Below are 12892 nucleotides of genomic sequence, written 5' to 3' on the forward strand. Positions count from 1 at the left end.
GCTCAGCCGTTGCCACCCGCCGGCGGCAGCTGGGCCTGGATCTGGCTCATCACCGTGCTGTCGGCGAGGGTGGTGGTGTCACCGACCTCGCGGCCCTCGGCGATGTCGCGCAGCAGACGGCGCATGATCTTGCCGGAGCGGGTCTTCGGCAGCTCGCCGACCACCTTGACCTGCTTCGGCTTGGCGATCGGGCCGAGCGTGCGGCCGACGTGCGCGCGCAGCTCCTCGACCAGCTCCGGGCTCTCGGTGGCGCCGCCGCGCAGGATCACGAAGGCGACGATGGCCTGGCCGGTGGTGGCGTCCGCGGCGCCGACCACGGCGGACTCGGCCACCGACGGGTGGCCGACCAGGGCCGACTCGACCTCGGTGGTGGAGATGTTGTGGCCCGAGACGAGCATGACGTCGTCGACCCGGCCGAGCAGCCAGATGTCGCCGTCCTCGTCCTTCTTGGCGCCGTCACCGGCGAAGTAGCGGCCCGCGAAGCGCGACCAGTAGGTGTCGATGTAGCGCTGGTCGTCGCCCCAGATGGTGCGCAGCATGGACGGCCACGGCTCGGTGAGCACCAGGTAGCCGCCGGAGCCGTTCGGGACCTCGTTGGCCTCGTCGTCGACCACGGTGGCCGCGATGCCCGGCAGGGCGCGCTGGGCCGAACCCGGCTTGGTCTCGGTGACGCCCGGCAGCGGGCTGATCATCATGGCGCCGGTCTCGGTCTGCCACCAGGTGTCCACGATCGGGGTCTTGCCGGCGCCGATGTGCTCGCGGTACCAGATCCAGGCCTCGGGGTTGATCGGCTCGCCGACGCTGCCCAGCACCCGCAGCGAGGACAGGTCGAACTTCGCGGGGATGTCGTCGCCCCACTTCATGAAGGTGCGGATCGCGGTCGGCGCGGTGTAGAGGATCGTCACGCCGTACTTCTGGACGATCTCCCAGAACCGGCCCTGGTGCGGGGTGTCCGGGGTGCCCTCGTAGATGACCTGGGTGGCGCCGTTGGAGAGCGGGCCGTAGACGATGTACGAGTGGCCGGTGACCCAGCCGATGTCGGCGGTGCACCAGTAGACGTCGGTCTCCGGCTTGAGGTCGAAGACCGCGTGGTGGGTGTAGCTGGCCTGGGTGAGGTAGCCGCCCGAGGTGTGCAGGATGCCCTTGGGCTTACCGGTGGTGCCCGAGGTGTAGAGGATGAACAGCGGGTGCTCGGCGTCGTGCGCCTCGGGGGTGTGCTCGGTGGACTGGCGCGCGGTGATCTCGTGCCACCAGACGTCACGGCCCTCGGTCCAGGAGATGTCCTGCCCGGTGCGGCGGATCACCAGGACGTGCTCGACGCCGTCGACCTTGGTGAGCGCCTCGTCGATGGCCGGCTTGAGCGCGGACGGCTTGCCGCGGCGGTAGCCGCCGTCGGCGGTGATGACGAGCTTGGCCTGGGCGTCCTCGATGCGGGAGGCGACGGCGTCGGCGGAGAAGCCGCCGAAGACCACCGAGTGGGTGGCGCCGATCCGGGCACAGGCGAGCATCGCGACGACCGCCTCGGCGATCATCGGCAGGTAGACCGCGACCCGGTCGCCCTTGCGGACGCCGAGCTCCAGCAGCGCGTTGGCGGCCTGCGAGACCTCGTCCTTGAGCTGGGCGTAGGTGATCGAGCGGCTGTCGCCGGGCTCACCCTCGAAGTGGATCGCGACCCGGTCGCCGAGTCCGGCCTCGACGTGGCGGTCGACGCAGTTGTAGGCCACGTTGAGCTTGCCGTCGGCGAACCACTTGGCGAAGGGCGGGTTGGACCAGTCCAGCGTCTCGGTCGGCTCGACGGCCCAGCTGAGGCGGCGGGCCTGCTCGGCCCAGAAGCCCAGACGGTCCTCGGAGGCCTGCGCGTACGCGGCCGCGGTGACGTTGGCGGCGGCGGCGAGCTCTGCCGGCGGGGCGAATCGCCGCTCCTCCTTGAGCAGGTTGGCCAGGCTCTCGTTGCTCAACGCGCACTCCTCATCGAGTCATGATCGGAGACGATCCCGTGCGTGGGGATTGTCCCGTGTGTCCCAGCGCACAGCTCACCAGGCGAATGGGGCACTTGACAAGAGCCTCCGGGTAATTGGTGTAGACCTTTGACCGGCAGTCGAACGGACCATCGTACGGCGTACCGCCTCTGGGCGGTGCGCCGTACGACGGCCGGAGGGCCCGCGCCCCGGCCCGCCCGGCGGGGACGCGGGCCCGGCTCTCAGGCGGCCAGCCGGGGGCCGTCCTCGGCGCCGTCGGCGGGAACCCGGCCATCTTCATTCACCCGTTCGGGCGTGTCGCCCGCCGGCGACCCGGTCGGCGGTGCCCCTGGCGCTGCCCGGCCGGCCGTGGTTCCGGCCGCTGCCGTCCCGATGCGCGCCTCGATCGGACTGAACGTCCCCTCGGCCCGGTCGAGCACGTAGGCCTGGGCGGTCGCGAAGTCGAAGTACATCCCGACCAGTCGCAGGGTGCCCTCCTCCACCCGGCGCTCCACGGCCGGGTTGGCCAGCAGCTGGTCCAGCTGCTGGACCACGTTGGTGATGCAGAGCTGCTCCACCAGGTCCACCACCGGCCGCGCGTCGAACCCGGCGGGGACCCGGCGGAGCCGGTCCAGCGAGCCGCGGCCGTTGCGCAGCCAGCGGGCCAGCGGGGTGGGCGGCCCGGGGCGCTCGTGCACGCCGTCCAGCAGGGCCTTCATCGCGCCGCAGCCGGAGTGGCCGCAGACCGTGATCGAGCCGACCTCCAGGACCTCGACCGCGTACTGCACCGCGGCCGCCACCGAGTCGTCGGCCGCGCCGGGCTCGTACGGGGCCGGCACCAGATTGCCGACGTTGCGGACGGTGAACAGGTCTCCCGGGCCGCTGTTGGTGATCATGCTGGTGACCATCCGGGAGTCCGCGCAGGTCAGGAAGAGCTGGGAGGGCGTCTGCCCCTCCCGGGCCAGCCGGGCGAGTTCGGGCCGGATCAGCGGGGCGGTGTGCTGCTGGAACACCCGGACGCCGTCCAGCAGTCGGCCGTGCGGATCCTCCTGCTGCTCGATGCAGTGGTGGCCGACCCAGGGCGTCCAGGCCCGGCAGCGGTGCGGACCGGGTGAACTCCCCGCCCGGACGGTGCCGTCGGGGTCGAGCACCTCGTCGTCCCTGCGGCGCGTCACCATCGAGACCCGGCCGCCCGCGGCCTGGTGGCCCGTCCGCCAACTGTGCAGCGTCTCGTACGCGGCGTGGTCCAGGAAGGAGCCGTCGTGGACCACGGTGACCTCGGAGCCGGAGGGGATCCCGGCCAGCGCCCGGCTTAGCCGGGGCACGGCGGTGAAGGTGAGCGGCCCGTGCGTCTGGACGGTGACCGCGCCCGCCGGGCCGGCCAGCACGTCCACGTGGGCGCGGGTCAGCCGGTAGAGCGCGAGCAGCACGGCGGTGCCGGCGCCGAGCGCGACGCCCCACAGCACGCCGAGCGCCACCACGGCGAGCACGGTGGTCAGGTAGACCGGGAACTCGCGGTGCCGGTGCACGTTGCGGATGTGCGCGAAGCTCACCATCTGCAGCCCGACCACCAGCACCAGCGCGGCCAGCGCGGCCAGCGGGATCCGGCGCAGCCCGCCGGTCAGCGCCAGTGCGGCGGCGAGCACCCAGACGCCGTGCAGCACCGAGGACCACCTGCTCTGGCCGCCGGCCCGCACGTTGGCGGTGCTGCGGACGGCGCCGCCGGCGACGGGCAGCCCGCCGACCAGCCCGCTGACGATGTTGGCCAGGCCCTGGCCGCGCAGTTCGCGGTCGAGGTCGCCGGTGCGGCGGGACATCCGGTCGACCGCGACGGCGGACAGCAGCGACTCCACGCTGGCGACGGCGGTGACGGTCAGGACAGCGGCCAGCACTCCGGCCAGCGGGCCGTGCGGCAGCGCGGGCACGAGGGCGTGCGGCTGCCAGGCGGGCAGCCCGATGTGGGCGAGCCGCAGGTCCAGGGCCAGGGCGAGCGCGGTCGCGGTGGCGACGGCGGCCAGCGGGCCCGGCACCTTGGCCAGCCTGGCGCCGAACTCGCCCGCGCGGCCGGGGAGTCGGCCGAGTCGGGGCCAGCCCAGCAGGACGGCCGCGGTCACCGATCCGGCCAGCAGCGCGGGCGGGTGCGGCCCGGCCAACTGGCCTGGCAGCGCGAGGAGGTTGGCGATCGCGGAGCTCTGCGGGGAGCCGCCGAGGACGACGTGCAGCTGCGCGATGGCGATGGTGAGCCCGACCCCGGCCAGCATGCCGTGCACGATGGCGGGCGAGACGGCGAGCGCGGTCCGGGCCACCCGGCGCACGCCGAGCAGGAGTTGGAGCAGCCCGGCGGCCAGGGTGATGGCGCAGGTGGCCCGCCACCCGTACTGGACGATCAGTCCGGCGGTGATCACGGTCAGCGCGGCGGAGGGGCCGCTGACCTGGAGCGGGGTGCCGCCGAACAGCCCGACGACGATGCCGCCGACGGCCGCGGCGGCGAGGCCGGCGGTGAGCGGGGCGCCGGTGGCGAGTGCGATGCCGAGGGAGAACGGCACGGCGATCAGGAAGACCACCAGGGAGGCTGAGAGGTCCTGGGCCCAGCGGGCCTTGGTGCCGGGGCCCGGTGGCGCGTGGTCGGTGGTGTCGGAGGCGATGGGGGCGCTGGAGATGTCGAGGGTCATTGTCTTCCCGTCTGTCCGGGGGAACGAACGCAGTCAGGTCCGGCGGTGAGTCCGGGGTGGGGCTCCGGGGCGGATCGGCTGTCGTGGGTCGCGACGGTGTGGCGGGATGGCGTGGGCGCGGCGGGGAGTGCGGGTGTCACCGGCCGGACCTCGACCATCAGGGCCCGCCAGGGACCTGGGCGAGGTGCGGGACGTCTCGCCGAGGGCCGTCGGGACGGACCATCAAGACTCGGTAAACCGAGGGTAATGAAAGCTTTGCACAGCGTCATTCCGGGAGGGAAGGGGAAAACCCCCCGATTCACCCCATTGGGTGGTGTTCGAACCGCTGGGAATCTGCTGGCGGAGCCGGGGACGGCCGGGCGTTCGGTGGCGCCGGGCGGTCCGGACGTGCGGAACGGGCCGTGGCCCTCCCCGGGGAAGGGGGGAGGGCCACGGCCCGTTCGGGCGGAGCGGCGTCAGGCGCGCGCACCCGCCGGGGCGGGCCGCTCGCCGCCGACCCCGCCCAGCACGAAGGCCTCGTCCACCTGGGTCGCGAGGTCGACGCCGACCTTGGCGTTGGCCCAACTCTCCGCGTTGCGCACGTGGAAGAGCACGGCCTGCTCGGTGTAGCGGCGCACGTCCCGCTGCCCGTACGCGGACTCGGCCTCGGCCCGCAGCTCCTCCAGGACGGCCCGGTTGGTCGGCTCCAGCGACTTCAGCGGCGGCTCGGCGCCCTGCTCCAGACGGCGCACCCAGTCCGAGTGCCCGAAGGTGGTGAGCAGGTCGTCGCCGACCTCCCGGCGCAGGAACGCCAGGTCGTCCGGGCCCTGCACCTTGTTGCCGATCACCCGCAGCCGGACGCCGAAGTCGCGGGCGTAGTCCTTGTACTGGCGGTAGACGGAGACGCCCTTGCGGGTCGGTTCGGCCACCAGGAAGGTCAGGTCGAAGCGGGTGAACAGGCCGGAGGCGAAGGAGTCCGAGCCCGCCGTCATGTCGGTGACCAGGTACTCGTCGGGGCCGTCCAGCAGGTGGTTGAGCAGCAGTTCCACCGCGCCGACCTTGGAGTGGTAGCAGGCCACCCCGAGGTCCTCCTCGGTGAAGGCGCCGGTCGCCAGCAGTCGGACCGATCCCTCGTCCAGGGCGATCGGGCGGGCGCAGGCGGCGTAGACCGGGTTCTCCTCGACGATCCGCAGCAGGCGCGAACCCCGGCCGGGCGGAGTGGTCTTGATCATCTCGTCGGCCGAGCGGATCAGCGGGTTGCTGCCGCGCAGGTACTCCTTGATCTCCGGCAGGTGCGCGCCGAGCGAGGGCAGCTCCGCGGCCTGTGCATCCGTCAGACCCAGGGCCGGGCCCAGGTGCTGGTTGATGTCGGCGTCGACGGCGATGACCGGCCGGCCCGCGGCGGCCAGATGGCGGATGAACAGTGCGGACAGCGTGGTCTTCCCGCTGCCGCCCTTGCCGACGAAGGCGATCTTCATCTGGGACTCCGGCTCTCGCTCTGGGCCCGCGCTCGGGGGGCCACCTGCTCAGGGGCCGCACATGCCGAGGCGCCCTAAGTGGAAATAGTTATCGTCTCCGATAGCGGCCATGCTAGCCGGGGTTTGGGCCTCCTCGGCGGAGGGAAGAGAGGATTGCCTCTAATGGGTGATCCGGGGTTGCTGTTCCGGGAGGGGGCGGCTGTTCATTACTCTCGGGTAGGTGAGCACTGGAACAGATCCCCTCGCCCCGCTGGCCCAGCTCCCCGGGGTGCCCGACGCCGTGGCCGAGGTCCGCAAGGCCGTCGACCGGCTCTACGGCCACCGGGTGATGCGCCGCCGCGCGGCCGAGGTCACCTCCGAGTCCGCGCTGCGCGGCGCCCGCGCGTCGGCGGCGCTGGCCGGGGCCGACTGGCCGCTGGAGGAGGTCCGGCGCCGCAGCGACTTCAGCGCGGACCCCGGGGCCCGGACGGTCGGCGCGGCCCTGCGGATCGCCGCCGAGGCCGGCCAGCTGCTCAGCATCTGGCGGCACTCGCCGCTCCAGGTGCTGGCCCGGCTGCACCTGCTCGCCGTCGGCGACGGCGAGCCGTCCGCCGGGCGGCCCCGCCGCGCGGGCGAAGGCGTCGAGGACCTGTTCCCGCTGGGGCTCGAGCCGGTGGAGAGCGTCGAGGTCGTCCAGGTGGACGAACCGCTGCCCGCGCTGCCGCCCGCCCCGGGTGCCGAGGAGGTCGCGGCCCGGCTCGACCAGCTCTCCCGACTGCTGGTGGCGCGCGCCGAGGGCCAGGGCGTGGGGACGCCGGCCCTGGTGGTCGCCTCCGTGGTGCACGGCGAACTGCTCGCGCTGCGGCCGTTCGGCGCGTACAACGGCGTGATCGCGCGGGCCGCCCAGCGGATCGTGCTGCTCGCCGAGGGGCTCGACCCGAAGTCGATCTGCCCGGCCGAGGTCGGGCTGGCGGAACTCGGCACCGACGCCTACCGGCGGGCCCTGGCCGGCTATCTGGCGGGCGCGCCCGAGGGGATGGCGGCCTGGATCGCGCACTGCGGGCGGGCGCTGCGGCTCGGGGTGCGGGAGAGTACGGCGGTCTGCGAGGCGATGCAGCGCGGGATGGTCTGAGCGGGCGGGGGCCGCGGGGGCGGCGCGGGCGGGGACCGCGGGCGCTTCTGGCGCTTCCGGCACGAAGATGCGGCGGCACCCGATCCTGCCTGGTGCCGCCGCTGGTGCAGATACCGGGTGACCATGCATGCACCGGAAGTGCTGATCAGACGGGGATCCTGCCCGTTCGTCTGGTCCAGCGGCCCGACAGCGGGTCGGCTGCATGTGGGTGCTCGGATACCTGAACACGCGGTCCGTGGGGCCTTAACTGCGTTGTCGGTTTGACCTCTTCGGGTCCTGACCGGGTCTCGCGGGCCGTGCTTCATTTGTATCGCGTTTCGGGCGAAAGGGGAACCCGAAAAGAGAACTCTGTGCTGATTGTCTGATTTGCCCTGCGCTGCGGGGCCTGCGGTTGCCCGCGTTGCGGGGCCCGAGGCGGGCGGTTCAGGCCTCCGGGCGGCGCCGGTGGGCCAGGTACCAGATGACCCCGGCGGTCACGGCCGCCGTCCCGATCGCCACGGCCGTCAGCACCGAGCCGCTCGGCGCGGAGAACTCCGGGAGCCGCCGCCGCAGTTCCACCGGCCGGTCGAAGACCAGCACCGGCCACTCCCGGGCCTGCGCCTCCTTCCGCAGCGCGCGGTCGGGGTTGACCGCCGACGGGTGGCCGACGGCCTCCAGTAGTGGCAGGTCGGTGGAGGAGTCGCTGTAGGCGTAGGACGCGGCCAGGTCGTAGCCCTCGGACTCGGCCAACTCCCGGATGGCGGCAGCCTTGTTCTCGGCGTAGGCGTAGTACTCGATCTCGCCGGTGTAGCAGCCGTCCTCGACCTTGAGCCGGGTGGCGATCACGTGGTCCGCGCCGAGCAGCGCGCCGATCGGCTCGACCACCTCGGAGCCCGAACTGCTGACGATCACCACGTCCCGACCGGCCGCGTGGTGCTGCTCGATCAGTGAGGCGGCCTCGTCGTAGATGATCGGGTCGATCAGGTTGTGCAGCGTCTCCGCGACGATCTCGCGGACCTGCTGGACGTTCCAGCCCCGGGTGAGCGAGGAGAGGTACTCGCGCATCTTCTCCATCTGGTCGTGGTCCGCGCCGCCGACCAGGAAGACGAACTGGGCGTACGCGCTGCGCAGTACGGCCCGACGGTTGATCAGACCGCCCTGGTAGAACGGGCGGCTGAAGGCCAGCGCGCTCGACTTGGCGATGATGGTCTTGTCCAGGTCGAAGAAGGCCGCCGTGCGCGGCCCGCCCGGCCCGGGGCGAACGGGTGAGCGGGTCTGCGCGGGCCCGGTGGCCTCGCCCGGGGACTCGTCGGCGTGGTCGTCGGCGTTCTCGGTGGTGTCCACGGGAACCGAGGATAGAGGGAGCCGCAAAACAGGCCGCCATTCGGTGTACTCGTGGGCGTGCGGGTTTGTGTTTCTGGCCGCTCGGGTACACCATGGAAGTCACGGATCGTTCGCGACCGTGCTAACCCGGTCCGGCTCCTCCCCCCCGAGTCGGGCCGTGGATAGACGACCCCCGCTCTCCCCCCCGGCGGGGGTCGTCGCACGTCCGGGGCCATTTTTGGGCCCTGAAGGCCCCTCGCGGCGAGCGCCGCGGCCGCCCTGCCGACGGTGTACGGGGGGTGTCGACACCCTGGTCCACTGACCACCTTTCGTCACTCTGCGTCGCTGTTTGCTCATGGCTGCCCGTGGCTCTTCGGCTGGTTCCGATCGGTGGGCAGAGCTGCTGCGGCGGGGTGCCCGAGGGGGCGGCCGGGAGGGTCCGTCGGGTGGCCGGCGAGGGTGCGACGGGCTTCCGGTTCACATCCGTGATCCCCGATCGTCAATTCTTTGACGATAAATCCCTCGCCCGGGTGAACGTTTTCCTCCACAGCCCACGAGTTATCCACAGGTATTCGCATCGTGGATGACGGAATCCCGATCTCCCCCCACCGTGATGGTCGGCGGCGGTCGCCGGGCGGATCTCACCTCCCTCTCTCCCACGAGGTCTGCCGGGCGGCCGTTCGCCGGAACCGTCCGACGTGCGCCCCGGACCGCCCCTGGCGGCCGGGGGCGCAGAGGGGAGCCCACCATGTCGACGCCGATCGCCGACCACGCCACCACCGAAGGGCCCGGGGCCAGCGGCCCGCTCGTCGTCACCGAGGACGAGGGCCTGGCCGAGCACCTGCTGCGGCTCTGCGCGGCCGCCGGCACCGAACCGAGGCTGATCCGGGGCGCACCACCGCCGCGCGAGCTCTGGGAGGGCGCCTCACTGGTGCTCATCGGGGACGACCAGGCCGCCCGGTGCGCCGGGCTCGGCCGGCGCGGCGGGGTGCTGCTGCTCGGGCTGGACCTCGACGACGCCGGGGTGTGGGTCAGAGCCGTCCAACTCGGCGCCGAACACGTGCTGTTCCTCCCCGACGCCGAGGCCTGGCTGCTCGACCGGATCGCCGACGCGGCCGAGGGCGCCGGCTCCCCGGCGCTCACCGTCGCCGTGCTCGGCGGCCGGGGCGGGGCCGGAGCCTCGACCCTGGCCTGCGCCCTCGCGGTCACGGCCGCGCGGGCGGGGCGGCGGACGATGCTCATCGACGGAGATCCGCTGGGCGGCGGCCTCGACATCCTGCTCGGCGGCGAGGCGGCCCGCGGGCTGCGCTGGCCCGATCTGGCCGGCTCGCGCGGGCGGGTCAGCGGGGTCGAACTGGCCAGGGCGCTACCGGTGCTCAAACGGCTCTCCGCGCTCTCCTGCCTGTCCTGGGATCGCGGCGACACCCTGACCGTGCCGCCGGAGGCCATGCGCAGCGTGCTGGCCGCCTCCCGGCGGCGCGGTGGGCTGGTCGTCGTCGACGTGCCGCGCCATCTCGACGCGGCCGCCGGGCAGGCTCTGGAGCAGTCCGACCTGGCGCTGCTGGTGGTGCCGGCCGAACTGCGCGCGGTGGCCGCCGCCGACCGGGTCGCGGCGGCCACCCGGATGCGGCTCGGGGACGTCCGGGCGGTGGTGCGGTCGCCGCGCACCTTCGGACTCCCGGCCCACCGGATCGCCCGCGGGCTGCGGCTGGAGCTCGCGGGGGAGTTGGAGCCGGAACCCGGCCTGGCGGAGGACGTCGAGAAGGGCGTCCCGCCCGGAATCCGGGACGGCGGCCCGCTCGCGCGCTTCTGCGAGACCTTCCTGGACGAGGTGCTGCCGCCGGTGCCGGCGGTCGGAGGAGGTGTGTACTGATGGTCCGTCTGCGCAGAACAGGCCCCACCGTGCGGGCGGGGGGCGGTCCGAAGAGCCGGGGCGAGGGTGCGCGGGAGCACCGGCCGCTCAGGAGCGTGCCGCCGCCCGGCGGGTCACCCGAAGCGCCGCGCCACCCCTGCCCGTACGGGCGCACCGCCCGGGAGGAGCGGACGGCGGAGCTGGTGGACGCGGTCCGGCTGCGGCTGGCCGAGTCGGGTGCCGCCCCGACGGCGGGGTCGGTCGCGGCGGTGCTGCGGGCCACCCGGCCGCCGCTCGGCGGGGACGAAGTCCTGGACACCGTGCGCTCGCTGCGTGCCGAACTGGTGGGTGCGGGCCCGCTGGAGCGGCTGCTGGCGGCGCCCGACGTCACGGACGTCCTGGTGAACGGTCCGGACGAGGTGTGGGTCGACCGTGGCGGCGGCCTGCACCGGGCCACCGGAATCCGGTTCGCCGACGCCGAGGCGGTACGGCGGCTGGCCCACCGGCTGGCCACCGCGGCCGGGCGGCGGCTGGACGACGCGCGGCCCTGGGTGGACGCCCGGCTGCCGGACGGCACCCGCCTGCACGCCGTGCTGCCGCCGATCGCGGCCGGCTGCACGCACATCTCGCTGCGGGTCTGCCGGCCCCAGCCGTTCACGCTCGACGAACTGGTGGCGGGCGGGGCGCTGCCGCCGGAGGGCGCCGGCCTGCTGGCCGGCATCCTGCGGGCCAGGCTGTCGCTGCTGGTGTCCGGCGGGGCGGGCACGGGCAAGACCACGTTGCTCGCGGCCCTGCTCGGCCTGGTCGGGCCGGAGGAGCGGATCGTCATCGTGGAGGACTCCGCCGAACTGCGGCCGGCCCATCCGCACGTGGTCCGGTTGCAGAGCAGACCGCCCAACCAGGAGGGGCTGGGTGAGCTCACGCTGCGGGACCTCGTCCGGCAGGCGCTACGGATGCGTCCGGACCGGCTGGTGATCGGAGAGGTCCGCGGGGCCGAGGTGTCGGACCTGCTGGCCGCGCTGAACACCGGGCACGAAGGCGGCTGCGGCACGGTGCACGCCAACACGGCGGCGGACGTGCCGGTCCGGCTGGAGGCGTTGGGCTCGCTCGCCGGGCTCGACCGGCCCGCGCTGCACAGCCAACTCCGGGCCGCGCTCGACCTGGTGGTGCACCTGGTCAGGGAGCCGGGCTCGGGGCGCCGCCGGGTGGCGGAGATCCACACGCTGGCCGCCGGCCGTGACGGGCTGGCCGTCACCACCCCGGCGGTGGAGTTCCCGGTGGTGGGCGGTCTGGTCCCCGGGGCGGGCTGGGAGCGACTGGTCGGGCTGCTGGCGGTGCGCGGGGTGTCGCTCGCGGCGGGGCCGACGTGACGGCGGCGGTGGCCGGGTTGGCGGGTGCGGGGGCGCGGGCGGTGGAACTTGCGTTCGTCCTGCTGCTGGGCGGGTGTGCGGCGGGCGCCCTGACGCTGCTCGGGGCGTGGAACAGGAAAGACCGACGACCGGGAGGTTCCTGACGTGATGGGTGATCAGAGTTCTTTCTGCTGGGCATTGGTGCTGTGCCTGGTGGCCCTCGCTGCGTGGCGTGCGGTGCAGGAGCAGCTGCCGGGTGGGCGGCGGTACAGGCTGGTGCTGGCCGGCAGCGGGCCCCCGCCCGTTCCGGTGCCGGGCCCGCCGGCGGTGACTGCGGGGCGCGCTCGGTCGCGACCGTCCGACTGGCGGGCGACCGAACTGTTGCTCCTGCCCGCGGGGTTGGCCGTCGGGCAAGCGACCTCCTCGCCGCTGCCGGTGCTCGCCGCCGGGCTGGCCGTACTGCCGCTGCGGCGGTGGCGGCTGCGGCGGCGCGTGACGGTGGAGGCCGGGCGGCGGGCGGCCTCCGTGGTGGAGCTCTGCGCAGGGCTGGCAGGGGAGTTGCGCAGCGGGGCGACGCCGGAGCAGGCGTTGCACCTGGTCACGGCCCGCCTCGCGGCCGACCCGGACGGGCTGCGCAGGCTCGGCGAGGAGCCGGTGGCGCGGCTCGCGGCGGGCCGGTACGGCGGGGACGTGCCCGCCGCGCTGCACCTGCTCGCCGAACTGCCGGGCGGGAGCGGCGCGTCGGCGATCGCGGCCTGCTGGCGGGTCGCGTCCGACAGCGGGTCGGGGCTGGCCGTCGCGCTGGACCGGGTGGCGGAGGCGTTGCGCGGCGAGCGGGCGCTGGCGGAGGAGATCGCTGGGGAGCTGGCGGGCCCGCGGACCACGATCGCCGTCCTGGCCGCTCTGCCGGCCGCCGGGTTGCTGCTGGGGGCGGCGCTCGGGGCCCGGCCGGTGGGCGTCCTGCTGCACACGCCGGCCGGGCTGGGGTGCCTCGCTGCGGGGGCGGCACTGGAGGGGCTGGGCGTGCTCTGGACAGCGCGCATCGTCCGGGCGGCGGCCCAGGGCGCCTTGGAGGCGCCCCGGCGGGCTGCCGGGGTGCGGGGCACTGGTGGCGGCGGGAGCTGCGGGCTCTCACGGGTACGGGCGCGGGTGCGGACACGGGCGGAGGTGGTGTCGGGGTGAATCGGGGAG

General features: G+C 74.1%; 8 protein-coding genes. 4 read left to right on the top strand and 4 right to left on the bottom strand.

The window, feature by feature from the left end; all coding sequences use genetic code 11:
- Positions 1–2: 2 nt before the first annotated feature.
- The 3 genes from acs to AC07AL_RS10385 form a co-directional block, all read right to left on the bottom strand.
- Entirely contained in the window at positions 3–1958 is a 1956-nt protein-coding gene (acs, locus tag AC07AL_RS10375) for an acetate--CoA ligase (RefSeq protein ID WP_400986168.1), read from the bottom strand.
- Positions 1959–2200: 242 nt separating this feature from the next.
- Positions 2201–4630, bottom strand: a complete 2430-nt coding sequence (locus AC07AL_RS10380) for a SulP family inorganic anion transporter (protein WP_478317309.1) — start codon at positions 4628–4630, stop codon at positions 2201–2203.
- A 455-nt stretch (positions 4631–5085) separates the two neighbouring features.
- Positions 5086–6087, bottom strand: coding sequence for an ATP-binding protein (locus AC07AL_RS10385; RefSeq protein WP_363587429.1), 1002 nt, complete (start codon positions 6085–6087; stop codon positions 5086–5088).
- Between the two features lie 220 nt (positions 6088–6307).
- Between AC07AL_RS10385 and AC07AL_RS10390 the strand changes: the two genes are divergently transcribed.
- Complete coding sequence (locus tag AC07AL_RS10390) at positions 6308–7198, top strand: Fic family protein (protein WP_478317310.1); 891 nt, start codon at positions 6308–6310, stop codon at positions 7196–7198.
- 423 nt (positions 7199–7621) lie between these two features.
- On the opposite strand, the gene AC07AL_RS10395 is transcribed toward AC07AL_RS10390, so the two are convergent.
- Positions 7622–8521 (bottom strand): HAD family hydrolase, encoded by a 900-nt coding sequence (locus AC07AL_RS10395; protein WP_363587425.1) that lies wholly within the window; start codon positions 8519–8521, stop codon positions 7622–7624.
- Positions 8522–9248: 727 nt separating this feature from the next.
- Between AC07AL_RS10395 and ssd the strand changes: the two genes are divergently transcribed.
- The 3 genes from ssd to AC07AL_RS10410 all read left to right on the top strand — a co-directional run bounded on the left by ssd (position 9249) and on the right by AC07AL_RS10410 (position 12883).
- Positions 9249–10373 (top strand): septum site-determining protein Ssd, encoded by a 1125-nt coding sequence (ssd, locus tag AC07AL_RS10400; RefSeq protein WP_363587423.1) that lies wholly within the window; start codon positions 9249–9251, stop codon positions 10371–10373.
- On the top strand, positions 10373–11722 hold the full coding sequence (locus AC07AL_RS10405) for a TadA family conjugal transfer-associated ATPase (protein WP_478317311.1): 1350 nt from the start codon (positions 10373–10375) through the stop codon (positions 11720–11722). The genes ssd and AC07AL_RS10405 overlap by 1 nt, the downstream gene beginning before the upstream one ends.
- Before the next feature lie 378 nt (positions 11723–12100).
- A complete protein-coding gene (locus AC07AL_RS10410) occupies positions 12101–12883 on the top strand; it encodes a type II secretion system F family protein (RefSeq protein WP_363587419.1) in 783 nt (260 codons plus the stop codon).
- The last annotated feature ends 9 nt before the right edge of the window (positions 12884–12892 follow it).

It is taken from the genome of Kitasatospora sp. NPDC043949, from assembly GCF_056435365.1.

Excerpts from the sequence above, each read along its gene's own strand:
- AC07AL_RS10380 (WP_478317309.1), bottom strand. The coding sequence starts at position 4,630 with ATGACCCTCGACATCTCCAGCGCCCCCATCGCCTCCGACACCACCGAC.
- AC07AL_RS10385 (WP_363587429.1), bottom strand. The coding sequence starts at position 6,087 with ATGAAGATCGCCTTCGTCGGCAAGGGCGGCAGCGGGAAGACCACGCTG.
- ssd (WP_363587423.1), top strand. The coding sequence starts at position 9,249 with ATGTCGACGCCGATCGCCGACCACGCCACCACCGAAGGGCCCGGGGCC.
- AC07AL_RS10405 (WP_478317311.1), top strand. The coding sequence starts at position 10,373 with ATGGTCCGTCTGCGCAGAACAGGCCCCACCGTGCGGGCGGGGGGCGGT.